This is a genomic window from Halodesulfovibrio sp., assembly GCF_015482765.1.
Lineage (GTDB): Bacteria > Desulfobacterota > Desulfovibrionia > Desulfovibrionales > Desulfovibrionaceae > Halodesulfovibrio.
Window position 1 is genome coordinate 1 of sequence record NZ_JADMLB010000076.1, and the last position, 21,323, is coordinate 21,323.

The following is a 21,323-nucleotide window of genomic DNA, read 5'->3' on the forward strand; positions in this document are numbered from 1 at the left end:
CAGCATCATATGATCTACGTTTTCGGACACTCACTTTCATCTCCTCTTTCATTCAGGATAATGGCTTAACTATGTGTCCACAAGTTTGTAGCAGGATCACTTCACAACTTGCCAAGAAACAGAGACTGAAAGAAAGTTGATTACGGAACAACACGAGAACAAAGAATTTAATAAAAAAGTCTTACAGTATCTTGATATGATCGAGAGAGATGAGCGCCTTCAAGCACTTGCCAAAAAAAAGTCATTACATTCACAAAGAGCTTACTCGTCTTCATGTCGACATAAAAAAGCGACCAACAGCTTAAACTTACTACTCATATTCATACCTCTTTTCTTTTCATTTTACGCCGTTACTATCACCTTTCAGTTCGCACTCTTCATTTTCCATACAAGTTGGCCGTACTAAGCCACCTTCTCAACAAACTGCGGCAGTCCCGCTCGATCCACTTTACCACTAAGCACCTTAACGGCCTTATCGTATCGCCCGTGTTGTCCCATATCAAAATGGAACCATGACATGCCTTCGAAAGCTTCAATGCGCTGGATGAATTCAAATTCTGGCGCATTTTTATTTTTGCGAAGCTCTGCCCAGATCTCAGGCGGGGTTGTGTGCTTGAACTTACAATCCATAGCGCGAAAAAACTTATGCTCGGAAAGCTCAACACCTTCGGGACAATCAAAGGGACGCCAACCGGAGAACCGGAACATATGCACAGACAAGTCATTCCATGCAGAAGCATCAAAGAAGTGCCAGTTGTTCACAGTACACACTCCGTATCGCTCTCGCAGCCGATCCAGTGTTACAAGCACACGGTAATCAAACAAGCGAAACAGCTTTTCTCGAGACTGCTGATATGCCTTCCGGAACGCATCAGGCAGGAACACAGGTGGCGGTAAAAGCTCCTCAATTGCGAAATGTTTCGGAATGTATGTGTTAGACATGATTCGTCTCCTCAACTTCTTGTCCAGTTTTGCGTAATCTGGACAAGATTTTCTAGTGATAACAAATTAGATCGACTAAACGTAATCTCGAAAAAAGAAACTAAGGGGTCCAGAATAGCTCTTTCTGGAACGAACTTTCTGTCCACGTAATAGTTTTTGAGCTATCCGGTTACAAAACCTACGGAGATTACATGAAACAAATTCTACGCGAAGTCTTAATCAACATCTGTATCGAACTTCTCACAGACTTTATTCAATTCCTGCTCGATCTATGCTTAAACCTCTAAGCCCCAACTGCCAGTTGTTTTGCGGTCTCGCCAACAAGCATCGTAATCTGCGTTTTCCGTTGTTCCTGCCCTGCTGCAAGCGCGGCTTGCGCCCTTCCTGCATCACCGATCAAAGCAAGATTTTCTTGATGCGGCTTGCAATGCCCTTCGTTGGAAATAGCAGCACGTCCAGCTAATTCGCCAAAGTGTTGCACCCCTCGCCGTGCAAATGCTGCGTAGGTATTACAAAACTCTTTGCGGAACCACTTTTCGTTCGCGTCTAAAAACTCACAACAAAACTTTGCCCAGCCGCCAAAAGCATATTCAATCACTGCCGCAGTAGTCGGGTTGTCGAAAGCTACACTGCGATAGCCACCAACACGCCGAACCGCGTTTACAACCTTGGAGGCTTCAAACTCTGCTACATCTTCAGGGCTGCCCTGAATAAGTTCGATAATCTCCGCTGGCTTTGGAAAGAACTTAGTGGCGGAAACAGCTTCTACAAATGCGCGTAACACGTCCTCAATGTCGAACTTTGCCAGCGCAAAAAAGTACATTTTCAGCATTGGTTTTGAAGCAGCACGGTTGTGTAATTCGCACATGCCTTTCATTCCCTCTGCAAATCTTTTGCGGTGTTCTTCGTTATTCCAGTCCATGCTTAGCCCTCCACAAAATCGGCAAATACATCATCGTTATGCGCTGCAACGCTTGAGCCACCAGCAGGTTTAGGTGCTGCTTTCTTCTTTCCCTGTTTCGGCAAAAACGCGCCCTCTTGAATTCTGAGCATGTTATTCACGTCTAGCAGCCAGTCGAAATAGGCAGACCAAGAGTTAACCTCGCCCATCAGGTACGGGCAGTTGTGAACGCGAGTGAAATACGTTTCCCATCCGCCGATATCACGTAATTCTGCATCGAACTTCATACGAGCGCGGATAAGCTTTTTGCGCTTGTCCGAAAGCTTGATGAGTTTCGGCAACTTTCTGCCTTCCGGCTGCTCATCCACGAGGATAGCGTTGTACATGGCTGCAACGTCAGTGAGGAACTCCTCTTCTTCCTGCGCCTTGGTTTTACCCTTCACGGCTTCAGGCTCTAAAAGTGGTTCCGGTTCGGCTGGAAGATCTACACCAGAATCGCTTGACGGTTCGGAAGGCGTTTCGCCGTATATGTCTTCTTCTCTATGTTCTATGTTATATGCTCTATGATTCGGGGAAGGTTGTACGAGTGTTTCTGCAAAGGCTTTCGTAAAGGCTTCCTGAAAGGCTTTTGAGAGACCGTCTACCAACGCCTTAGCGCCTATTAGTAGTTCATCTTTAAGAGGACTTTCGGGCAATCCGTCATATCCTTTCTGCCAATTCGTAACTACGTTAGGACTTTCCGGCAGGTTGTAGCGTAAGAAATTAGGGAACCAAAAGAGGAGCTTCCCATCGTGCTTAACAATCCCTTGATTTAAGACTTCCTCAAAGCCTTTCGTGAAGGCTTCCAGCTCCATACCAAGCTCACAAGCAAGCCCTGGCACATTAGCCCGTAACGCGCCGAGCTGGGTTAAATCTGGATGCGTAAGCATGAAGAAAACAATTAACTTTGCATCGTTAGACAAAGCCATGAATTTGGCATCGTTCCAAATACACACGGAAATTTTACGGTAACGTCTCTTAGACATAATTCGTTGCTCTCTGTTTGTTGCGATACGAGCGAAAAACTTGCCAACACCAAAGGATTACGGCATAATATTTTTTGCTCTTTCGCTTGTTTGTTGCGAGTGAAAACGAACGCTCAGTGTTCCCGCACTGGGCGTTTTCTTATGCCACTTCCCCAACATACGGACACGGAAGCCAAGAACACGGCTTCACATCCAGCGGGCAAGCTGCACAAAGCTGCTCTGCCGTTGGTTCTATGTATCGAATGGAACGCCCTTCCTGCTTCGCTTTACGCACAGCCAAACGCACACCCGAGTCAACAGACCACTCCGGCAAACAGAACACATGCAGTTCATTTCCCTGCATGGTTACGTAACTCACCCTTCCCGCTCCATTCTTACAGCGGTAACTGTTTCTTCAACTTCCACCTTCACACGTTCTGCAAGTCGTTCAATCTCTCGCAGATCCACGCCACTGCGGATAGCTTCATGCAGCTCCATAAGCACGGGGTAATCGTCCAAACATTCACCCTCAATGCTGTCTTTATCCGGCATTGCACAACTGTTAGGCGTTACGTGCATGTCCGCACCTTCTGCCATGTAGTTAAGAATGCCTTCTGCAAGCTCATGCTCACCGGACTGTTTCAACTCGTACACAAGCGCACGAATCCGCTGAATAGGTGAGCGAATAAAGTCCTCTGTAAAATCAGGATTACGCACTTGCCGATAAATCTGCATATGCCCAACCCCTAAAATACGTCCCAAAGCAGAAACCCCGAGCACGTCTTTAGCTGCGCTCATTAATTCCCAAGGCTCTAACATCGCATTACTCATATACTTTTCCCGTTGCCTTAAAGCTTACTCCTCGTTATGCGTAGCTGACCATAACCATTCAACAAAGGAGCAAAAAACATGGATTTTGATTCACCATTCGACTCATTTCGTACTGGCAGCAGCAAAGCACTTGAAGCTGCATACAACATCACGCTAGCCCACGCCCAGAAAACTGATAAAGCAGACTCACCAGAATACTTTTCACAGATGTTTACGAGCCTTTATGAAACAATTTCTGAGGTAGAAGCTAAAGAAACAGCCTCTACTTCAGCAGATACTCAAGAATAGTTTTTTTAATTTCGTCCTTAGAGAACCCAATTTCTTTAAGGACGACTACAATCTCAAACAATTCTCTTCCCTTCTCACTTGTCATTTGTGAATTAAATGGCATCTTCACCTCCTTCTAATCAGTGAATACTTATACACACTTTAACAGTGCAGCTTTTGTGCTAAATGCTACAATGCGTTATCTACAGCAACTCTGCTCTGCTCGTACAAATCAGGGCGTAAATTCTGCAAAGGGATGCCAAGCTTTACATGGTAACGTAAGGCTGATTCCCCGCTTAAAGCGCAATCCCCTTTGCAGTGCCGTAAAACGATGCTGCGACTCAGATCGCAACGCCGACCAATCTCTGCATAGGAAAGCTCATTATCCCGTCGATATTGATTTAATATGTTTTCCATGCTGCTAATGTTACGCATGCGTAACAAAGGAAGTCAAGCGCAATGTTACGACAAGTTAACAAAAAAAACGATAACTCCCACCGTATGGGAAAATACGATCAAGAAGCAGCCTACGCATGGGCACTAATCATGAATAGAATTCAGGCATTGCGCTCTGAGGGAAAGACACTCGAAGAGATCGGCAAAATGTTGCATGTCACCCGAGCCACAGTAAGCAGATGGATTAGTGAAGATATTGGCGGAGAACGCACAACATTCGGCGACATGCTGCGTCATGCTAAGGCGTTAGACATCGATTTTAATAAATTGGCCGGCCTTCAGGAGAAAAGTTGGAACAATGCAGACGACTATGACAAGGCACTTGGAAACGTGCTTAATGAGTTCGCTAAAGAAGACGAGCTAACTATCAGCGATCTAGCTAACAAAACTCAAATCCCTTCTAACGAAATACACGCCATATTCAATGGTGAAAAAGCAATTACTGCACGCCAACTTTACAAGATTTGCAAGGTGCTTGAAGTTAAAGCCAATATAGTTCTTAACCGTGCAATGAACATGCTGGAAAAAGAATAGCGCGAAAATAAAGCAGTAGCAGAGCTTTACCGCTGGGGGGCGGAAAGCTTCAATAAATCAACAATTGGTATGTAAGATGAGTGCACTTTTTTTAAACATATTTTGCTGTGAGTACTCGCTGGCAGCAAAATAAGGGGACTTCATGCTCAAAAAAAAGCAACGAACAATCGTTTCTCACATTGCAACTTACCAATTCTCTGGCAAATCACTCTGGTCAATCCCTAAAGACATCACCGTGCTAGGCATTGTAGAACGTCTAAAAAAACAATTAGAACAGATTAAAGCCATTCGCTATACGGCAAAGTCTGGCACAGTAGCTTTCTTCCTTGAACAACTCGTAATCACAGATGATAACAATTTTGCAGTATTACTTTTTAGCATGTGCGATCAGAACGGTGTAGATCAAGCCACAGGCAACTTAACTGAAAAAAAAATTACAGTTCATAGAAAAAATACTGAAGAAGGCAATGCATACAGCTGCCACCTAGTACTGACCCTAAAACCAGACCCCAAGGGAATGTACTACGCATTTAGAGAATACGTCCCCGGACTTACAGATAAGTTCTTGGCAGCCATAATTAACAAGGAGAGCTCAAAATTATTAGGAAAACAATATTGCGATGATAATGGGAGAAAAAGTTTTTCATATCCGTCTATCTCTTTTAGAGCACTCCCCTCTGATCGCTTGCTGACGGACATCCAAAATGGCCGGCTTTCCTTCATTGAACTAGTAAAATCAAAACCGCATAAACAACTGGACAGAATCACTGAACAAACAACAGAAATCAAAACATTAAAAGTCGAACTTGCCCCACAAGAAGACCTTAAGACACTTGAGCAAGGCTTAAAAAGAATTCTTCAAAAAACTTCACCTGACGAAGCAAAATTTCGCTTTAAAGACTCAGAAAAAACCTATTCTGTGAGCGTTCGTGGTGATGAAGATATTAGCGACTTTTATTTTGCCAAAAAGAAGGAAGTGAAGGTCAGCAAAGATATAGATCAAGCATCAGATTTTTTTCATGGAGAACTGATGCACAAAATGCTTCATCTAGCAAAAGTTGAAACAGGAATTGGGAGAGCAGCAAATGAAGCAAAAGAAAGAAGCAGTTCTTTTTCGTCCACTACTGTATCGCAACATAATACTGCCTAACAAAGAACTATATGACACCTACATTCCACTCATAGCTGGTGGAGCTGCAGCGGTTTTATATTATTTTTCCAATGGCATTGCGCCACTTTGGGAACAACATGGTATCATTGCAAACATTCAACTAATTTTAACAATCTTGCCAGGATTTTTCATCACAGCTCTTGCTGCAATTGCAACATTCGACAAACCGACTCTTGATGGAACAATGCATGGTGATCCCCCAAAAGTTATTTGCTCTGATTTAGACAATGAAATCCGCGAAAGAATCCTAACGCGTAGACGCTTTTTATGTTTACTTTTTGGATATCTTTCATTGGTAACTTTTCTATTATACATTTTTGGGGCAGCTCTAGACACTATAAATGAAACACTTTCTCAACTCTTAAAATCAAAGATTCACTATCAAAATCTTCTTTTGTACTTTAGAGTAACAGCCCTCTTTCTTTACATTACTTGCTTTGCTAACATAGTTACTACCACTCTTCTTGGTCTATTCTATCTATCTGATAGACTTCATTGGTTTGAGCCTAAACCATACTCTGACTAACGCTCCAATCCTTCATCATCGCTTTTATATTTTTTTCTAATCCAAATGTTACGCACACGTAACATTTTTCTTGACCTTCTTTGTTTCGCATGCGTAACATATCTTCCACGCCGCAAGAAAAAGACCAAACGCAACGCGAGCATAGCACCGTTGTTAGTCCGTCAATCTTGGGTACGCATCTGCGGCATACGCATAGTCGGTGCAATGGATGCGATTCAGCAAAAACAACACTGAGGAAAAGGGAGAAGCAGCATGTATGTATCCACGCCAAAGGAATGGCCTACAACAGCCTTTATCAATCGTCTGCTTGTGGCTGGCATTCTGGCTCTTAGCTTTGCTGCCTATCTCAGCTTAGGCGAAATTTTAACTAGGTAAGGAAATCCATGCAGATACGACAACACCCGCTGCCCACGGAGCTAATCCCAAAGCACACATGGATTGTTCTCAGCCAACCGACAAAGCAGATTAGAGCCATAACCGTTGAAGACAGTGAAATCGTTGACGGTAAGCACGTGATCAAAGCTTCCGGTTACGGGTTCACGGCAAAGGTATTTCCTGTTTCTAAAATCATAAAAACTGCGGAACTAAACGCCACAAGAGGCAACGATGCCAATTGAATGCGTAACAACCACTTGGGAATGCGAATATTGCTACAGGGAATTTGATTACGAGGACGAATGCGAAGAGCATGAAAACGAGTGTCCACGCAATCCAAACTACAGCGAGATCACCGGCGATGCAGTAACACCTCTCTGCAAAGTTTGTGAACACTGCACAAGGGAAGGGTATTACCGTCCTGATTGCAAAATAATGCACGCCACCTTGCCCGTTCGCGAATGCAGCATTTTTCAACCCGCACGAGATTTAAACTAGACCGCAGAGTCAAAGGAGCAATGAACATGGTAGCAACAATCTTAAATCAAACTGGTCAACTAGAACTCTCCGGTCTTGCCGAACAGTTTCGCAGTAATCTTCACCACTCCCCCTACTACCTCGAAGTAGAATCTGTATCCGGCGTTCCAGTAGTAGCCCACTGCGACTGCTGCGGTCACCTGATCTGCGAAGGCGAACCACACACCAGCAACAACCACGGCGTATGGTGCACCCGCTGTATGCCGAAAGGGTAAGACATGGCTGAAAAGATAACAGCAGACTGGACACTTGAACTCAATGCTACGTGTCCACACTGCAAGGAAGAAGTGGATCTGCTCGAAGACTGTGATTTTTGGGAAGATAAGCCGAACAGCTTCGCCATCCTTCATTTGAAAAACCAAGAAGTCTACTGCCCTGAATGCGGCAAAACTTTTATCTGCGACTTTGACTACTAGGAGACACCATGCGGACACTACACGAACAACCACCGGGATACATTGAGCCAATCCCGCAGCATATCCAGATCCAGATTAAGGAACTTGACCGCCTCAGTCTCACACCGGATCAGGCAAGCGAAGCTACAGGGATTCCGAAGCAGACTTTTGCTAAATGGCGGCATCAGGGAGAAGGTCCCAAGTATATTAAAATCGCCAACCGGATTTATTACCGACCACAGGCAATTATCAACTTCCTAGAGACTCACGAACAAGCAACTTTAGATCAACGCTAATTGTACCCAACATCGGTACATAGAAATACTCAGCCCCCGCATAGCAATATGCGGGGGCTGAGTATTTCTAACTATCACACATTGACTAAGAACTTTTATTGGATCTAACTGGTTATCTAACAAGATCACAACAAAGAGGGGTCATATAATGCTTGTTGCTCTGAACAATGGAAAACGAGTCTTCGCTAGCCAAGCTAAGCGCAAAGAACAATACCTGTGTCCTCATTGCCACAGCCAAGTTGTTCCACACCTCGGCACTAAGGTAATTCATCACTTTAAGCATAAGCCAGGGGCAACCTGTACATATAAAAGTGAATCGATAGAACATCTCAAAGCAAAAGAAATAGTGTTCAAGGCATTAACAGCAAGAGGACTACAGGCTCAAGTTGAGGCTTATGTTAGCACCCTCAGTCCCTTCGGAAACCGCATTGCTGACATTTTAGTAACAAGTCCTAATGGGGCAAAAGTTGCCATTGAACTTCAAAAAACAAACATCACTGAAAATGACATCATAAAAAGATCAAAAGCATATGCCGATGCAAATATTAACTCGCTGTGGATCCCTTTCGCTCCACCTAAACTCAGTAAAGAATTAGCAGGAGAGAAGGGCTACTGCCATATCGAAAAGCTCTCAGCAACTCAGCTGATGCAATGGCTAGACAAGATTCATCAGGACAGAGCTTGGATTTATGATCCCAGCTCACAAATGTTTTGGAAATACGAACTATCCCACCACCTTTTATATGTAGAATCAACAGACTTTGGGGGCGGATATTTCAAGCGATCCAAACGATGGCATGATGTAAGCTTTTATGGACCATACAAAATTAGTGACCTAAAAATTAAAAAAGCTAACTTAAAAAAAATTCCTGCAACTGAATACCAGCTAGCTTCACTTATCCGCTCTGAATAGGCACTAATTTCTACCCAAATTTTATACCCACGTTACCCAACTTTTCTACCCTGCCCACACTTCACCCACACTTTTGGGTATAAATAGGGTATAAAAAAAGGTAGCTAGAAGCTTTTAATAACTTATAACTACCTGTATTTACTGGAGCCAACAATCGGAATTGAACCGACGGCCTACTGATTACGAAAAATTTGATGTGGCATAAAAACGTCATGAAGACTTGCAAAAGTAGCTGAAAAACCTCATTAAGATGAAAATGAGGTTTCTTACTTTTACCCCTGTTTATAATCAAAAGGTGGGACAGGGGTGGGACAAGTGGGACAGGGAGTAGGTCATGAGTAAAAGATACCACAGTGGCATTTCCGGTGTATTTTGCAGAGATCATAAGACGCGCAGACACGGTCGCAAAATGGACGTGTACTATATCATTCGTCTTAAAAAGAATGGCAAAGCTGTAGACGAAGCGCTCGGCTGGGCGAGTGACGGCTGGACCATTGAAGAAGCCGCCAGATACGTTGGCATCATCAAGAAGAACATGAAGAGCGGCATTGGCCCTCAGTCCTTCAAAGAGTTGCAGGCAGAAGCACAGGAAGAACGCGCGCTCCTTGCAGCTCAGCGTGCTGAAGAACGTAGAAAGAAGCGTATTACCCATCTGAACTTCGAAGAAGCTGCCGCTCGCTTTATGGAATGGGCCCGTTACAATACAAAGCCCAAGACTCATGTTGGATACGAGCAGCATCTGCGCCTGCACATCCTTCCGGAGCTCGGCCAAATGCCTCTTGCTGAGATTACCACACACGAGATCATGCGCCTGCGCGCCAAGCTTGAGAAGAAGAAGCCAACGCGAGGCCGTGGAAAAACTCTTGCCGCTTCGACCATTACGGGCTGCCTTGGCGTTGTGCGCGAAGTTTTCAACTACTGCATTGAGACCGAGGTTTCCGCGCAATACCCCGACACTAAACTGTTCACCGGTGAAAACCCAGTGAAGCATAAGAAGTTCGGCGCGGCCAAGATCCTTCCTAAGAAGGACAACCGCAACCTTCGCGTTTTGTATGATGATGAAGTGGATGCTATTCTTCATGCTTCTCACGCCTGTAGCAACGATCAGTACCATATTACTATGATCGCGCTTCACACAGGCATGCGCGAGCAGGAAATTGTCTCCCTGCAGCGCGAACACCTTACTGCTATTGATAGACGAATTATCCATATTCTGGACTCCAAAAGCGGCACTCGTACTGTGAGCTTCCCGCCTGTATTAGATGAAATTATGCATATGCGAAAAGATGCAACGCGTAACTGGCTGTTTTCCGGCAATGGCGTTAACGGCCATAGAACTGCCGCCAGTGTTTCCCGCCAGTTCACACGTATTGCCGATGCCATCGGCCTAAACACAGGGATCAACGACAACCGGCTACGAGCTACGTTCCACACCCTACGCTCAACCTATGCGGTGCGTATGCTTGTCGGCGGTATGGATTTAGAAAACCTGCGCCTCCAACTGGGACACCGCGACATAGGCACCACAAGTAAAAACTATCTTCCACTTGTAGAAAGCTTCCGCGTGGAAAGCGTAGCCCGTGCGCATCAAAACGGATTTATCAAACGCCTGGATAAATAGTTACGCAACACGCCCAAGACGCTGTTTAACGATAACGCGCAAGCGTGGATTCGCTTCAAGGTATTCAAGAAGATACCCCACAGGATAACAAACGCCCTGCCCTATTTTGAAACGCACACGGGGGCCGGCGCCTCTGCTATCGTCAACAGAGACGTTAGACTTGGACACAAAATTCAGCACCCCGCGTCCAAGCTCTGTACGTTTAACAATTGGTGGCAACTGAAAAAACAAAGGACGCAGCACGTTCACCACAGGCGGCGTAGTGTCGAACACTTCGCCCCATAATTCCGATTCAACTACGAATTCCGGCATAGAAGGTGGTTCATTGCCTGTTATGATGGCTGCCTTGTAAATACGCATGTATTCCATCAACGTGTCGTAATAGGCCGTAACAAATTGTTCTTTAAGTCGATGATCAGTGTAATTCACGTTACAATCCCCTTTTAAATGATACGTCTCCGCGGTTAAAAACGCCTACGCCACATTACGCACGCATTGCATTGACCCGCGTAATTCTTCCACTAACGAAAAGTGCTCCAGCCGTCTGGCCAGAACTGTAATCAACACTACTTCTTCACTTACGCCACTCACCTGCTTTGCTTCGTGGATCAGCTCTGAAACAGGAAGCTCACCAAGCCGTTCAGCATAGGCAAACAAGTCTACCGTGGCAGCTGTGCCGCCAGAATCAGCGTCTGCATTCTTCATGGCACCCTCCATCATAGGATTATGATAAAACTAAGCGTCAGCCCCAGTACCAGCCCAAAAACAGCCCATTCAAATGGATCAAGCTGCGGGATCATGATCCCCACCTCCGGAAAGACGTTCCTTCAAGGCATTTCGCTCAGCTGAAGTCAAACAATCTGCGGCAAGCGCCCGCCTGTGCGCAGGCAAAACAGCCTTTCCGGATAGCTTCAGTAAATCTCTGTGGCGTTCGTCTATCTGCGCAAGCATTCGATTAATGCTGCTTATGTTCAGTTCGTCCTCTATGGTGATGCCCGCCTGCTTACACAAGATATTCACAGAATTGCGGACACACTCGGCCTTACGCCGGATAATTACGGATGGATTAATCATGTTCCCTCCTGTATCGCCCTCATAGCGACAATTACTTCGCGATAGCGGGACAGCACATCGTAGGACTCTCGGATAATTTTCTTGCTTTCCTGCTTATCGATCAGGCCGTCATTGGCGAGGGCTTTGTTTACTGCATTGTTTACGTCCCCCATTTCCTTTCCAATCTCACTGAGCAGCCGAAGCAACTCCAGTTCCGACAACCTCGGCACAAGCTCATGCCTACCCACACGCAACTCGTTCGTGTTGACGCGCAGCCAATCCAGCAAAACATCGTTTCCAAGAATGGCGCACAATTGAGGAATGGAAGGCATATTCGGCCAATAGTTATCGTCATGGCTGAACACACGGCTTGTTTTGCTCACACTCCACCCCATTCCATGGCCAATGTCGTCACGGGTAAGCCCGCTTTCACCCAGCGCAAGGTCAAGCGCACTGGCGAAAGATAAATTTGCTAATGATTTCATGGTGTATTCTGCTCCTTGTTTATTACCGTGGCACCATGCAGAACTATGCGGCATTCTAGGCAGCATATTGTGCAGAACAGGTGCGCGCTGCTTTTATGCAGCCTGCTCCACTGAATTTGGATCGCTGTCTTCTGCAAGCGCTCTATTCTTCGGCTTAGGTCCAGGAGCAATGTCACGGGCAGGAGGCAGCAATACTTCCGGAAGACCGGCAGCAAGAAGCTGTGCGTGGCGGTAGGACGAAACGTGCTTGCCATAAAGCATATTATGGACAGATCCACGGGAGACACCGATCGCCTTCCCGATATCGGTGAAGGTAATCTTTTTGCGTTTAAGGTAGATTTCGACCTTTTCAGTACGAGTCAAATCGGATATTAGTTCGGGAATCATGTTTCGTTGTTTCATCAATTAACCCCTTGCGGTTATTTTTGTTTTCCATTTTCGTTTTTGTTGTTCCGTTATAACTTTGGTAAGCAGATTTTAAATCAAGGTCAACTAATTTTGAATAAAGATAAAACTTTTTTCTCGCAGGATGAATTTGTCCAGCGCTTAAAAGCGTTCATGGACGCCACCCGCACGACAGGAAGCAACCTTGCTGATCATGCTGGAATAACTAAGCAAACCTTTTCTGGATATTTGAATAAGGGGCGTACTCCAGTTTGTTCTGTCATTGCCGAGTGGGTCGGCGAACTTAACATCAATTCAAATTGGCTGTTGACTGGGGTCGGCGAAATGTTTCTTGGGGAAGGAACAGAAGCTGCGGAACAAAAAAAAGACGAGTCTATTACAGACCCGATTGCACAGCGCATGAAGGTAGCAGCTGATTCATTGGAGAAGGCTGGAGCATCTCCAGAATTGATTCAGCAGACGTTTTTTAAAATTTTAGAATTACAAAATGAGCCACACACTCAGGCAGAAGAGACGTTGCGTACTCCGGCATTCGCGAATGATCGCGATCGGAGTATAAAACAACCATAGACTTTAATATGTGTCCCTGCCCACGCGCCCGCTGCAAATTAGGGAGGGCTAGGTGCTGTAGGTGGAGACAGTAAAGGGGGAGGAAAGTAATATGAAACGCTTTCTTATTATTTCCTGTTTTGTAAGTTTGTTATTTATTGTTGGCTGTGGAGCTAAACCAGGCTCAAGCACGTATGACTACGCTGCACCTAATATTGAGCACATCAAAAACAAAAAAACTATTAATATGCCTTTTGCAAAAGCATGGGACAAACTTGTTGGTCAACTCTCAGAGAGTTACTTTGTAATTAATAACATCGACAAAGAATCACGTATTATCAATATATCTTTTTCAAGCAACAACGCAGGAAAATATATTGACTGTGGCACAAGCCACAGAACAACCACTCGATACAAAGAAGACACCCGCAGCTACACCTACCCTGTAGCTGAATCTTCCCAGTACTCTCTTGAACTTGGTGCAAACGGCTTCTACGAGGCAAAGTCTGATGTTACAAGAAATTGTAACTTAGAAGGCCGAATAAACCTTTACCTTGCACCAATCTCAAAAAACAAAACACAATATTCAGTCAATATACGCTATGTGCTTAAAAACAATGTTACACAAAGCATTAGATATGAGCACACAAACAATCCTGCATTCATTATAGATCGTACAACACTGCAACGCACTATAACAGAAGCTTTTTCAACAAATGAAAAGTACCAACGCACCGCCCAAGAGAACGATAAATTCTTTACCTTATCATGCGGTTCAAAAGGTACACTTGAACAAAAGCTCCTTGATTTATTGTAATCCATCTTCTCTATCAAGCTTAGAGATAGTCGCCTTGGTATTTTAAAGTGAATCATGTTCGTTGAACATGACAATAAAAAAACCCGCTAAACAAGCGGGTTTTTTTTATTGTCATTAGTTAAACTCTAATTTTAGCACGATCTCTTAAACGGATCTCAACCAGCTCTGGAACTCTTTCCCTAATAGTCTGGTACAGTGGTAATGATTTATTTTTCAACTCAATACTTACTACACAAGCATAAGTCAGATGAGAAGGACGTGCCTTATCATAATACCAATCAGATCTAGCCTGAGCATGAATATCAATCATTGGATCTTTCAATGACGAAAATCTTTTAAACCCCGTCCAGTAATGCTTCGCGGTATCCCAAACACCATGATTTCTGCGCTGCTCCTCCGTCAGATGAACATTTTTCTTCTTAGGAGACTCAGTTTTTGGTAACCGATTATCTTTTATGGTTCCCTTTTCCACTAACTGCGCAAATTGATTTGGGTCATCAGACCTGTTGATGGTTTTTGTCCTATTCTCTTTCTTACAGAAGTAGGTAAAAACATCACAATTCGGCCTAAAGTATATTTGTGCCCCGCCTAAAGTATATTCATCTGGCATATTAGATGCTACGTCAGTTGCATAAACAAGCGTCCATGAAAGCCGCACACTTCCGCGTTCTGCGATGTCACTATAAAATGGGATTTGAAGTGCTGTATGTTTACCCAACGGCAACTCGCCATTATACAATAGCGTCACATGCCCCTGTGTACATAACATCATATCCTCAACACTAGAGGTTAACGCTCCCCATCCCCACTGAGGGGTCCAACCATCTCGAAAACCCTTATGTATCATCAAAGCTTTGGCCGTTTGTGGGGTCATTGAACTAGAGTCATCAGCTCGATACAACAGCTGCCCAGCTACACTTGCAGCTAACGGTGCAGAAAAGCTGGTACCACAAGTTAAGGTGCACGCCCCTCCTCCACCTGCTTTAAAAACCTCAAACATCTGCCCTGAATCCCCGCCAAACAAGTGAACATCAGGTTTAATAGCATTTCCGGAACGGCCTGGTCCAACACTACTATAAGATGCTTTTACTGGATTACCATCTGCATCCAAAATATACGCTCCAACACCTAATGCGTTTACAGCGTCTGCAGGAGGTTGGATCCTATCATTGGGGGCTGCATAACGCCCACTATTGCCGACAGCTACAACAAAGAGAACATCGTGCTCGTATGCAAGTCTGTCCAAGGTTGAAGTAAACAAATCTATTTCATCATCTTCAACAGGTTTGTCAGGGCCAAAACTTAAAACATACGTTTTTATATCCGCATTTTCATTTGATACAACAGTTTCTTCAATCAGCTTTACCAACTGATATGCACCTAAATCCGGCGGAAGCTCTGGATCATAAGGTTCTGGAAGAACCCGAAAAGATTTTACATCAAACTGAGGCTCTTCTGTAATGGAGCTTGGCTTATCACCGTACAACACGGTGCCACACACACCTGTTCCATGCTGCAACGATTCATCTGTTACCGGAGAGTTTGTAAGTTCGACAGGAACAACCCATTTAGCCAAGTGTGGAATTGTCAGGTCAACTCCGCCGTCAAAAACACCAACCGTTGGCCGATCACCTACACGAAACATGCTAGACCTTGGAAGATCTGAAGCTGGTATTTCTCCCTCATAGGTTGCTCTAGATTTTGAAAGCCTGGGCATAGGGCGGATGGAGCGCACTGGGTTAAATTCCGCCAACGTTTCAAATAAATCACTTGTAGCTTGAACTGGAACAAAGCGAGGGGTATTTATCCCTCCTCCCATTACCCAATTAAACAACTTTCGGGGATAAGAATCTGTATTCACAACATCAAATAGTTTATCTTGAAAATCTGCCCACTCCCCTTCTCTCATAGGGTGAACGATCAATTCCAAAATATTACTCTCCAACTGATCTAAGTTAATCAACTTAGACTCTGGGGGAACAATCAGTATTTGATTAATCTTTTGCAGCCCTTTTCTCTCTTCTTCAGTCGTAAAAGAATTCTCCCGAAGAGTTGTAACGGCCTGCTCTAACTTAGCTACAGGAGCTTTAAAATAAAGCCTGCGGGCCTGTTTTTTTTGTGGCAACGGCTTTTCATCACGAGTCGTTTGGTCTATTTTTATTGACCCAACAAAGTCCCACCCTGCTTTATCAAAATACCCTTTGGGAAAATAGCTTTTAGCAATATATTTGTGGTCAATATCAACCGAAAAAAATACCCCTGAATCCAGCCTTCTCATATCTGGAATTTGAGAAGCCAGCTCAATAGTATCTTCTAGCTGCGGGAGAAGTCTTTCGCGAGCTTCGTCAAAAGTCCAAACTTCCTCTGGCGGAACCCCTGCGCTACTGTGCGGGACTTGGTGACTTAAAACCTCAGCCTTCCCTAAAATTGGAAAATATTCAGACGAACTCACTAGATCCTCCTCAAGCTAACTCAACAATCGTTGTATTGATGTATGTGAAATGCCAAGCAATTGCCCAAGCTTTCGATATGTAAAATACCTACTATCAAAATCACGCGCGAACTGAGCAAACTGCTTTAAATCCTTTTTCGATATACCTTTATCGAAAAGCTCTTTTTCTAACTCATAAAGAATTGCTTTCTTGGGACTATACCCCTCAACAACCTCTCCTATCCTCACCCTACGTACAAATTCTTCTATATCTGCCCCACTAGCCCCCACCAACGCAGAAGCTGCTAAATTCATTATTTTTTCAGTACGCTTTCTGTTTGGATAGTAATGCGTCAAAATATCTAACCTTGCTTTATAATTAGGTAAAGGTATTTCTAACCATGTAGAAAATCTTCTTTGAAATGCAAGGTCTACTTGTTCCGGCATATTTGTAGCCGCGATAACAACAGACTGTTCTGGCCAATTTTCTATTTCCTGAAGCAAAACGGTTACAACACGCCTCATCTCTCCAACATCACCGTCATCCCCCCTCTGATAACCCAAGGCGTCAAACTCATCTAACAAAAGGACACATGGCTCTATTTTTGCCCTGTCTAACACTTTTTTTATATTCTGGCCTGTTTGACCTAAATAGCTTGTAACTATTGCAGCAAGATTTACTACCATAAAAGGAACATTTAATTCTGAGGCAATTGCACGGGCCAAAGATGTCTTTCCAGTGCCCGGCTTCCCAACAAGAGCCAAGCTTGACGGAACTTTGATCCCAGCCTTACGCAATTCTTCAGCAGCCTTACGTTCTTTTATAAATCGGTAAATTTTTTGAGAAATATCTTCAGAAAAGATTGGTAACGGAGCCTTTCCACCTACGTCCTCTCGGTCAATAAGTTCTAGTCCTGAATCCTGATCCCTTGGAATATCCCCAACAGAGTTAAAGTGCCGAACAGCGCCAACTCCACCAGCTGAGGAAATCGCATAAGAAAGTTCGTTCGCTAAATCTGGATTCTCTTTACGTATCTTTGACAAACTACGCCTTAACACCATCAACAGTTCATTGTCGGGGCGTCGAGCAGCAAGCGCAGCTATGTTTTTCAGCAGTACATGTTCTTGTGTCATAGCACCCTTTTGTAACATTTTTTTTTATTGGTCAATGAAGTTTACAAATTAGAAATTTATTCTTTATATTCAGCATAATAAAAACGTAACCACTTGGAACATTATTATCAAAAAACAAAAAAAAAGCCTTAATGGCTTCTATAATAACATTGACAATGAATGGCAGAAAAATAATCTGGAACTAATTTCAACTAATCAAAAAAGCATAAAAATTTTCAGCCATTGCCTACGCCCGCAAACTTTTATAGCCTACCATTTAATCAGCCATCTAAAACATAAAAAAGTAATAATTTAAATATGAAAAGCCTCATTGATGAAATCAAAAAATATCCGACTAAGGGCGCTGTGTTAACTTCTGTAACTAAAAGCAAAGAAAGTACTGATCAAACCCTTGCACTATGGTTTCACTGGATTACAAAGGATAAAAAGGAGGCTCGTTACCTACTGAAAGCAGATATAAACTACGCACAAAAAAATGCAAAAACCTTAAATTATATAGCTTTTACCAAATTCAAAATAGAAAACATCTAACCATTTCATCTCTCAGATTTTACAAACTGCAATCCACCTCTTCCCCCTCTCCGTAATCACATACCGCTTTCTTCCCTGGTCATCACACACGATACGAATAAGATCTTTGCCCAGCAAAGACTCAACCGTTCGAGCTGGCATTCCTTTATCTACATTCAGCTGCATCATAATCAGGTTGCAACTCTGCTGTACTCGCCTATAGATGGCTTGTACCTTGTCGGCCTCCCAATAACGGTCCTTATCAAAACAGACTTCAATCTTACGCTTGCCATCTTGCGGCAAGCCAAGACGAAGCGTTACACCTTTATCTAGCAGGTATTTTACAGGGTCATATAAAAACGGGCTTTTCATATCACAACCGTAACTTAAAATACAAAAAAGCGTTACAGACACGAGCCTGCAACGCTTTTTTTGTACAGTAAAAAATTTAACAGCTAGGTGAGTAACCTTATTAGTATGTATGCGGTAAAAACTCCTCCTGTTATCCCCAGCAATCTAAATATTTTTTTGTGCTGTTCTGTACATTTATTTTTGATCAACAAGGCGCTGATACTACCAAGAACCAGACTCAAAGGGGTAACTACTGAAAACCAATAATCCAAAAAGTCTGATGAGTAATCGGTAGTAACCTCCTCCATAGAACGACCTTGCATCCATTCATAGTAGCATGGAGAATTTAATGGCACGATAGCGTAAACAAAAATAGCTACATAAATGTAACATAAGCCAACAGTTGCGAAAGCAAACAGCAGCCAGTCTGTTGTCTTATTGTTCATAGCACCACCTCAAGAAAAGAAGATCTAGTAGCCTGTTTTAATTTTGAATGAAGAGACATACTCATCAAGTAACTTCTCTCATGAAATTCATGAAAAAATAACTATCGATTGATCTAATTTAGCACAAAAATTTTCTCACCCCTTTTATTTTGAAAAATATAGTTCCCTGTTTTTCCATTAAAAATTTCCATCAATCATCATTTCTCTAGGAACTAGCTTTCGTGCATCTTCCAATAGCTTGGAATTTTCTGGATACTCTAATTTGTAATTCCACAGCTCATGAGCTGCCTCTTCGTAGATCTTCTTCGCTTCAGAAGACTTTAAAAAATCAGTGGTGCGCAAAGTTGGGAGCCTTCTCATAGCCTGTGCACAGGCTTGCTCCAGCTCTTCGCAATATGGCAAGTCGCTTTTAGCAGCACCAAACTCCTTATGAGCATAACGAGTGCTTAAGTCTGGGTACGGAGTATATCCGGACTTATTCCATTTCTTGCTATTCAGCTTAAGCCGCCCAACAGCTCCACCACAACATAAATCTTTCTGGCCATACACAACTCGGGAAACTCCAGTAAAAAACATCATGCCGGTACACATGGCGCACGGCTCCAAGGTGGTATAAATCGTATAGTCAGGAAGAATAGATAGCCCTTTGTTAGCCGCTAAGTACTGCGTCATTAAACGCACAGCACTATGCTGGGTATTGTTTTGTGTTTCGTACACGCTATCTCTAGCATGACAAACAATACGATTTTCAGGAGAAACCAGCACAGAACCAATATTGTACCCGCGTATTTTCTGGTTTGATTCCTGCCAATCACTTAAAACAAGCGAATAAGCAGCAAGCATACAAATACGATCGCGTTCCAGTTGCTGCGGAGTATGAGCATTGGCAGTTATAGCACTGGTGCTCAACAGAACTAACACCATGCTGACCAGAAACAACCGCGTCACAGCCTTCATACAACCCTCCACGTTTTAATAATGCATTGAAGAGTACAAAATTTATAAAAGCAGCCACAATGATAACAACTTGTGCTTACTGGCAAAGAAAAGCTCTAAAAAATACAACAACCTGCTCATACGCCCCAGTAGCAAAGAGGTTCCTGCCTATACTCATTGAAGAGGCTTCTCTTAGGATTTACACTTTTAGAAAATACAATAAGGAGAAAAACATGAAATACGTTCAAATTTCTGCAAGTGCCTGCTCTGGAAATGACGACCATTTTCTCCCAAAAAAAGTTATATGTGAAGCATGTCTTAGTTATATCATGAACAACCCCGAGCAACATATTATCTCTTGTGAAGCTGCTGGAACTCCAGCACCGGATCAAAAATGTCAGTTCAAAATTGCTGACAATTGTGCCTCCCGATAAGCACTATCAACTCAGTGAAGCAACGGAAGACATTTCGTTGCTTCTTTTATGCTTCATCCACAGCAAAATATTCTTCCCCGCCATAATGAACAGCCAAGTAAAAATGCACTGCTAACAGCGCACGTACTGGCAACAGCAGCTTACTCTTTTGGGCGCATAGGCAGATCATGTTGGCGAGGAAATAGAGATCTGCTTTTTGCTTGTCTTCACCTTCCTGATACATCCAGTCGTGGATATTGCAGGCGCTGGAAATACTTGCTCCGAGTAAGTGTTCCGGAACAAGTTTACCGATCAAGCCTTCTGGACCGCAGCCGTTACAAATTTGCTGTTTTAATTCTTCCGATGCTTCTAGGTAGGTTGCAGGTGCGAGTAATTTCATAACTTACTCCGGATTCGTAAAGGTCACTGTAATTGCCTCAACCGCTCCTATGGTCGTGCATGCTTCCAACGCATCCTGAAACGCCAAGCGCTGCCCTGTGGCGTGCCCTGCAAGGACTGACCATGCTTGTGTGTTGTTTTCAATACGCTGCGCCAGTTCAAGCACATCCATGTTTCTAGCACTGGCGATCGCACGAACAAGTGGTGCTGCTGCCTGCGGATCTGCAAGAAGCGCTTTTGCTTCTTCGCGTTGCGTATCCCACGTTTGCCGCTCCATTTCTGAATATTCCACGCCGTGCGCCATTAAGAATGCATTGTGGGCATCACGGATCTCTGCCTGCTTGGCTGCCTTTACCTGCTCCAATGTTGGCGGCTGTGGCGGCGTGATTTCCGCTTCTAAGCGATCTTTTTCCGCCTGCCATGCATCAACATAGGGCTGCACTTCAAGCGTTGAAACAGGCGCAGTTGAGATGCCGCCATCCGGTGTAAGCAGTTCAATGTGTCCCTGTTCACCGTCAAACTGAATGGCGTGCAGTCCTTCATCAAAAGCAAAGTCCGGAAGGTGCAAGGCTTCGCCGTTTACCAATACCAACTTATCTGCAGCAACAACTGTAATGTGCATGAT

The 21,323-nt window shown here is 43.9% G+C and carries 33 protein-coding genes; 15 read left to right on the forward strand and 18 right to left on the reverse strand.

Translation table 11 applies throughout. From position 1 onward, the window contains the following. Positions 1–402: 402 nt before the first annotated feature. The 5 genes from QZY95_RS15070 to QZY95_RS15090 form a co-directional block, all read right to left on the reverse strand. Positions 403–942, reverse strand: coding sequence for a hypothetical protein (locus QZY95_RS15070; RefSeq protein ID WP_290925026.1), 540 nt, complete (start codon positions 940–942; stop codon positions 403–405). Positions 943–1,225: 283 nt separating this feature from the next. After that, complete coding sequence (locus QZY95_RS15075; protein WP_290925028.1) at positions 1,226–1,864, reverse strand: DUF6475 domain-containing protein; 639 nt, start codon at positions 1,862–1,864, stop codon at positions 1,226–1,228. 2 nt (positions 1,865–1,866) lie between these two features. Next, positions 1,867–2,868 (reverse strand): hypothetical protein, encoded by a 1,002-nt coding sequence (locus QZY95_RS15080; RefSeq protein WP_290925030.1) that lies wholly within the window; start codon positions 2,866–2,868, stop codon positions 1,867–1,869. 139 nt (positions 2,869–3,007) lie between these two features. Beyond that, complete coding sequence (locus QZY95_RS15085; RefSeq protein ID WP_290925031.1) at positions 3,008–3,226, reverse strand: hypothetical protein; 219 nt, start codon at positions 3,224–3,226, stop codon at positions 3,008–3,010. Further along, positions 3,223–3,678, reverse strand: a complete 456-nt coding sequence (locus QZY95_RS15090) for a hypothetical protein (protein ID WP_290925033.1) — start codon at positions 3,676–3,678, stop codon at positions 3,223–3,225. Before QZY95_RS15090 ends, QZY95_RS15085 begins: the two co-directional genes overlap by 4 nt. 78 nt (positions 3,679–3,756) lie before the next feature. Between QZY95_RS15090 and QZY95_RS15095 the strand changes: the two genes are divergently transcribed. Then, entirely contained in the window at positions 3,757–3,966 is a 210-nt protein-coding gene (locus QZY95_RS15095) for a hypothetical protein (RefSeq protein WP_290925035.1), read from the forward strand. Here the strand turns inward: QZY95_RS15095 and QZY95_RS15100 are convergent. Then, the gene (locus QZY95_RS15100; protein WP_290925037.1) at positions 3,941–4,069 is read right to left on the reverse strand and encodes a hypothetical protein; all 129 of its coding nucleotides are present in this window, start codon (positions 4,067–4,069) and stop codon (positions 3,941–3,943) included. The two genes, QZY95_RS15095 and QZY95_RS15100, sit on opposite strands and share 26 nt — an antisense overlap. A gap of 335 nt (positions 4,070–4,404) precedes the next feature. On the opposite strand from QZY95_RS15100, the gene QZY95_RS15105 reads away from it, so the two are divergent. From QZY95_RS15105 to QZY95_RS15150, 10 genes are all read left to right on the forward strand, one after another. Then, on the forward strand, positions 4,405–4,935 hold the full coding sequence (locus QZY95_RS15105) for a helix-turn-helix domain-containing protein (RefSeq protein WP_290925039.1): 531 nt from the start codon (positions 4,405–4,407) through the stop codon (positions 4,933–4,935). A 142-nt stretch (positions 4,936–5,077) separates the two neighbouring features. Continuing rightward, the gene (locus QZY95_RS15110) at positions 5,078–6,085 is read left to right on the forward strand and encodes a hypothetical protein (RefSeq protein ID WP_290925041.1); all 1,008 of its coding nucleotides are present in this window, start codon (positions 5,078–5,080) and stop codon (positions 6,083–6,085) included. Next, on the forward strand, positions 6,021–6,632 hold the full coding sequence (locus QZY95_RS15115; RefSeq protein ID WP_290925044.1) for a hypothetical protein: 612 nt from the start codon (positions 6,021–6,023) through the stop codon (positions 6,630–6,632). Before QZY95_RS15110 ends, QZY95_RS15115 begins: the two co-directional genes overlap by 65 nt. A gap of 383 nt (positions 6,633–7,015) precedes the next feature. Continuing rightward, the gene (locus QZY95_RS15120) at positions 7,016–7,249 is read left to right on the forward strand and encodes a hypothetical protein (protein WP_290925046.1); all 234 of its coding nucleotides are present in this window, start codon (positions 7,016–7,018) and stop codon (positions 7,247–7,249) included. Then, positions 7,239–7,505 carry a hypothetical protein gene (locus QZY95_RS15125; protein ID WP_290925048.1) on the forward strand — a complete coding sequence of 89 codons (267 nt, stop codon included), beginning with the start codon at positions 7,239–7,241 and terminating at the stop codon, positions 7,503–7,505. Before QZY95_RS15120 ends, QZY95_RS15125 begins: the two co-directional genes overlap by 11 nt. 26 nt (positions 7,506–7,531) lie before the next feature. Next, entirely contained in the window at positions 7,532–7,759 is a 228-nt protein-coding gene (locus tag QZY95_RS15130; protein WP_290925049.1) for a hypothetical protein, read from the forward strand. A gap of 3 nt (positions 7,760–7,762) precedes the next feature. After that, the gene (locus tag QZY95_RS15135) at positions 7,763–7,960 is read left to right on the forward strand and encodes a hypothetical protein (protein WP_290925052.1); all 198 of its coding nucleotides are present in this window, start codon (positions 7,763–7,765) and stop codon (positions 7,958–7,960) included. 8 nt (positions 7,961–7,968) lie between these two features. After that, entirely contained in the window at positions 7,969–8,235 is a 267-nt protein-coding gene (locus QZY95_RS15140; protein WP_290925054.1) for a helix-turn-helix domain-containing protein, read from the forward strand. Between the two features lie 148 nt (positions 8,236–8,383). Further along, the gene (locus QZY95_RS15145; RefSeq protein WP_290925056.1) at positions 8,384–9,148 is read left to right on the forward strand and encodes a competence protein CoiA family protein; all 765 of its coding nucleotides are present in this window, start codon (positions 8,384–8,386) and stop codon (positions 9,146–9,148) included. A 334-nt stretch (positions 9,149–9,482) separates the two neighbouring features. After that, on the forward strand, positions 9,483–10,769 hold the full coding sequence (locus QZY95_RS15150; RefSeq protein WP_290925058.1) for a site-specific integrase: 1,287 nt from the start codon (positions 9,483–9,485) through the stop codon (positions 10,767–10,769). On the opposite strand, the gene QZY95_RS15155 is transcribed toward QZY95_RS15150, so the two are convergent. From QZY95_RS15155 to QZY95_RS15175, 5 genes are all read right to left on the reverse strand, one after another. Then, complete coding sequence (locus QZY95_RS15155) at positions 10,770–11,198, reverse strand: hypothetical protein (protein WP_290925060.1); 429 nt, start codon at positions 11,196–11,198, stop codon at positions 10,770–10,772. A gap of 45 nt (positions 11,199–11,243) precedes the next feature. Continuing rightward, complete coding sequence (locus tag QZY95_RS15160) at positions 11,244–11,474, reverse strand: hypothetical protein (protein ID WP_290925062.1); 231 nt, start codon at positions 11,472–11,474, stop codon at positions 11,244–11,246. 78 nt (positions 11,475–11,552) lie between these two features. Beyond that, a complete protein-coding gene (locus tag QZY95_RS15165) occupies positions 11,553–11,843 on the reverse strand; it encodes a hypothetical protein (RefSeq protein WP_290925063.1) in 291 nt (96 codons plus the stop codon). Continuing rightward, positions 11,840–12,361: a hypothetical protein gene (locus tag QZY95_RS15170; protein ID WP_290925065.1), complete on the reverse strand. Its 522-nt coding sequence runs from the start codon at positions 12,359–12,361 to the stop codon at positions 11,840–11,842. The genes QZY95_RS15165 and QZY95_RS15170 overlap by 4 nt, the downstream gene beginning before the upstream one ends. A 39-nt stretch (positions 12,362–12,400) precedes the next feature. Continuing rightward, complete coding sequence (locus tag QZY95_RS15175) at positions 12,401–12,709, reverse strand: hypothetical protein (RefSeq protein WP_290925067.1); 309 nt, start codon at positions 12,707–12,709, stop codon at positions 12,401–12,403. On the opposite strand from QZY95_RS15175, the gene QZY95_RS15180 reads away from it, so the two are divergent. Next, on the forward strand, positions 12,701–13,282 hold the full coding sequence (locus QZY95_RS15180) for a helix-turn-helix domain-containing protein (protein ID WP_290925069.1): 582 nt from the start codon (positions 12,701–12,703) through the stop codon (positions 13,280–13,282). The two genes, QZY95_RS15175 and QZY95_RS15180, sit on opposite strands and share 9 nt — an antisense overlap. Positions 13,283–13,373: 91 nt before the next feature. Further along, positions 13,374–14,078, forward strand: coding sequence for a hypothetical protein (locus QZY95_RS15185; protein ID WP_290925071.1), 705 nt, complete (start codon positions 13,374–13,376; stop codon positions 14,076–14,078). A gap of 118 nt (positions 14,079–14,196) precedes the next feature. Here the strand turns inward: QZY95_RS15185 and QZY95_RS15190 are convergent, their stop codons facing one another. Together QZY95_RS15190 and QZY95_RS15195 are read right to left on the reverse strand one after the other, a co-directional pair. Continuing rightward, positions 14,197–16,530 (reverse strand): S8 family peptidase, encoded by a 2,334-nt coding sequence (locus QZY95_RS15190; protein ID WP_290925073.1) that lies wholly within the window; start codon positions 16,528–16,530, stop codon positions 14,197–14,199. A 15-nt stretch (positions 16,531–16,545) separates the two neighbouring features. Further along, positions 16,546–17,643: an ATP-binding protein gene (locus tag QZY95_RS15195; RefSeq protein ID WP_290925075.1), complete on the reverse strand. Its 1,098-nt coding sequence runs from the start codon at positions 17,641–17,643 to the stop codon at positions 16,546–16,548. A 297-nt stretch (positions 17,644–17,940) separates the two neighbouring features. Here QZY95_RS15195 and QZY95_RS15200 point away from each other — a divergent pair, with 297 nt between their 5' ends. After that, positions 17,941–18,174 (forward strand): hypothetical protein, encoded by a 234-nt coding sequence (locus QZY95_RS15200; RefSeq protein ID WP_290925077.1) that lies wholly within the window; start codon positions 17,941–17,943, stop codon positions 18,172–18,174. A 12-nt stretch (positions 18,175–18,186) separates the two neighbouring features. On the opposite strand, the gene QZY95_RS15205 is transcribed toward QZY95_RS15200, so the two are convergent. The 3 genes from QZY95_RS15205 to QZY95_RS15215 form a co-directional block, all read right to left on the reverse strand. Then, positions 18,187–18,567: a hypothetical protein gene (locus QZY95_RS15205; RefSeq protein WP_290925079.1), complete on the reverse strand. Its 381-nt coding sequence runs from the start codon at positions 18,565–18,567 to the stop codon at positions 18,187–18,189. 41 nt (positions 18,568–18,608) lie between these two features. Next, positions 18,609–18,950 carry a hypothetical protein gene (locus QZY95_RS15210; protein ID WP_290925081.1) on the reverse strand — a complete coding sequence of 114 codons (342 nt, stop codon included), beginning with the start codon at positions 18,948–18,950 and terminating at the stop codon, positions 18,609–18,611. Positions 18,951–19,127: 177 nt separating this feature from the next. Next, positions 19,128–19,907, reverse strand: coding sequence for a nucleoside deaminase (locus QZY95_RS15215; RefSeq protein WP_290925084.1), 780 nt, complete (start codon positions 19,905–19,907; stop codon positions 19,128–19,130). A gap of 212 nt (positions 19,908–20,119) precedes the next feature. On the opposite strand from QZY95_RS15215, the gene QZY95_RS15220 reads away from it, so the two are divergent. Further along, on the forward strand, positions 20,120–20,320 hold the full coding sequence (locus QZY95_RS15220; protein WP_290925087.1) for a hypothetical protein: 201 nt from the start codon (positions 20,120–20,122) through the stop codon (positions 20,318–20,320). Positions 20,321–20,366: 46 nt separating this feature from the next. Here QZY95_RS15220 and QZY95_RS15225 read toward each other — a convergent pair whose 3' ends face one another. Both QZY95_RS15225 and QZY95_RS15230 read right to left on the reverse strand, forming a co-directional pair. After that, positions 20,367–20,699: a hypothetical protein gene (locus tag QZY95_RS15225; RefSeq protein WP_290925088.1), complete on the reverse strand. Its 333-nt coding sequence runs from the start codon at positions 20,697–20,699 to the stop codon at positions 20,367–20,369. Between the two features lie 3 nt (positions 20,700–20,702). Continuing rightward, complete coding sequence (locus QZY95_RS15230) at positions 20,703–21,320, reverse strand: hypothetical protein (RefSeq protein WP_290925090.1); 618 nt, start codon at positions 21,318–21,320, stop codon at positions 20,703–20,705. Positions 21,321–21,323 lie beyond the last annotated feature (3 nt).

Bases quoted from the DNA above. Each gene is read 5' to 3' on its own strand.
- QZY95_RS15070 (WP_290925026.1), bottom strand. From the start codon at position 942: ATGTCTAACACATACATTCCGAAACATTTCGCAATTGAGGAGCTTTTA.
- QZY95_RS15075 (WP_290925028.1), bottom strand. From the start codon at position 1,864: ATGGACTGGAATAACGAAGAACACCGCAAAAGATTTGCAGAGGGAATG.
- QZY95_RS15080 (WP_290925030.1), bottom strand. From the start codon at position 2,868: ATGTCTAAGAGACGTTACCGTAAAATTTCCGTGTGTATTTGGAACGAT.
- QZY95_RS15090 (WP_290925033.1), bottom strand. From the start codon at position 3,678: ATGAGTAATGCGATGTTAGAGCCTTGGGAATTAATGAGCGCAGCTAAA.
- QZY95_RS15095 (WP_290925035.1), top strand. From the start codon at position 3,757: ATGGATTTTGATTCACCATTCGACTCATTTCGTACTGGCAGCAGCAAA.
- QZY95_RS15100 (WP_290925037.1), bottom strand. From the start codon at position 4,069: ATGCCATTTAATTCACAAATGACAAGTGAGAAGGGAAGAGAATTGTTT.
- QZY95_RS15105 (WP_290925039.1), top strand. From the start codon at position 4,405: ATGTTACGACAAGTTAACAAAAAAAACGATAACTCCCACCGTATGGGA.
- QZY95_RS15110 (WP_290925041.1), top strand. From the start codon at position 5,078: ATGCTCAAAAAAAAGCAACGAACAATCGTTTCTCACATTGCAACTTAC.
- QZY95_RS15115 (WP_290925044.1), top strand. From the start codon at position 6,021: ATGAAGCAAAAGAAAGAAGCAGTTCTTTTTCGTCCACTACTGTATCGC.
- QZY95_RS15120 (WP_290925046.1), top strand. From the start codon at position 7,016: ATGCAGATACGACAACACCCGCTGCCCACGGAGCTAATCCCAAAGCAC.
- QZY95_RS15125 (WP_290925048.1), top strand. From the start codon at position 7,239: ATGCCAATTGAATGCGTAACAACCACTTGGGAATGCGAATATTGCTAC.
- QZY95_RS15130 (WP_290925049.1), top strand. From the start codon at position 7,532: ATGGTAGCAACAATCTTAAATCAAACTGGTCAACTAGAACTCTCCGGT.
- QZY95_RS15135 (WP_290925052.1), top strand. From the start codon at position 7,763: ATGGCTGAAAAGATAACAGCAGACTGGACACTTGAACTCAATGCTACG.
- QZY95_RS15140 (WP_290925054.1), top strand. From the start codon at position 7,969: ATGCGGACACTACACGAACAACCACCGGGATACATTGAGCCAATCCCG.
- QZY95_RS15145 (WP_290925056.1), top strand. From the start codon at position 8,384: ATGCTTGTTGCTCTGAACAATGGAAAACGAGTCTTCGCTAGCCAAGCT.
- QZY95_RS15150 (WP_290925058.1), top strand. From the start codon at position 9,483: ATGAGTAAAAGATACCACAGTGGCATTTCCGGTGTATTTTGCAGAGAT.
- QZY95_RS15160 (WP_290925062.1), bottom strand. From the start codon at position 11,474: ATGAAGAATGCAGACGCTGATTCTGGCGGCACAGCTGCCACGGTAGAC.
- QZY95_RS15165 (WP_290925063.1), bottom strand. From the start codon at position 11,843: ATGATTAATCCATCCGTAATTATCCGGCGTAAGGCCGAGTGTGTCCGC.
- QZY95_RS15170 (WP_290925065.1), bottom strand. From the start codon at position 12,361: ATGCCGCATAGTTCTGCATGGTGCCACGGTAATAAACAAGGAGCAGAA.
- QZY95_RS15175 (WP_290925067.1), bottom strand. From the start codon at position 12,709: ATGAAACAACGAAACATGATTCCCGAACTAATATCCGATTTGACTCGT.
- QZY95_RS15185 (WP_290925071.1), top strand. From the start codon at position 13,374: ATGAAACGCTTTCTTATTATTTCCTGTTTTGTAAGTTTGTTATTTATT.
- QZY95_RS15195 (WP_290925075.1), bottom strand. From the start codon at position 17,643: ATGACACAAGAACATGTACTGCTGAAAAACATAGCTGCGCTTGCTGCT.
- QZY95_RS15200 (WP_290925077.1), top strand. From the start codon at position 17,941: ATGAAAAGCCTCATTGATGAAATCAAAAAATATCCGACTAAGGGCGCT.
- QZY95_RS15210 (WP_290925081.1), bottom strand. From the start codon at position 18,950: ATGAACAATAAGACAACAGACTGGCTGCTGTTTGCTTTCGCAACTGTT.
- QZY95_RS15215 (WP_290925084.1), bottom strand. From the start codon at position 19,907: ATGAAGGCTGTGACGCGGTTGTTTCTGGTCAGCATGGTGTTAGTTCTG.
- QZY95_RS15220 (WP_290925087.1), top strand. From the start codon at position 20,120: ATGAAATACGTTCAAATTTCTGCAAGTGCCTGCTCTGGAAATGACGAC.
- QZY95_RS15225 (WP_290925088.1), bottom strand. From the start codon at position 20,699: ATGAAATTACTCGCACCTGCAACCTACCTAGAAGCATCGGAAGAATTA.
- QZY95_RS15230 (WP_290925090.1), bottom strand. From the start codon at position 21,320: ATGCACATTACAGTTGTTGCTGCAGATAAGTTGGTATTGGTAAACGGC.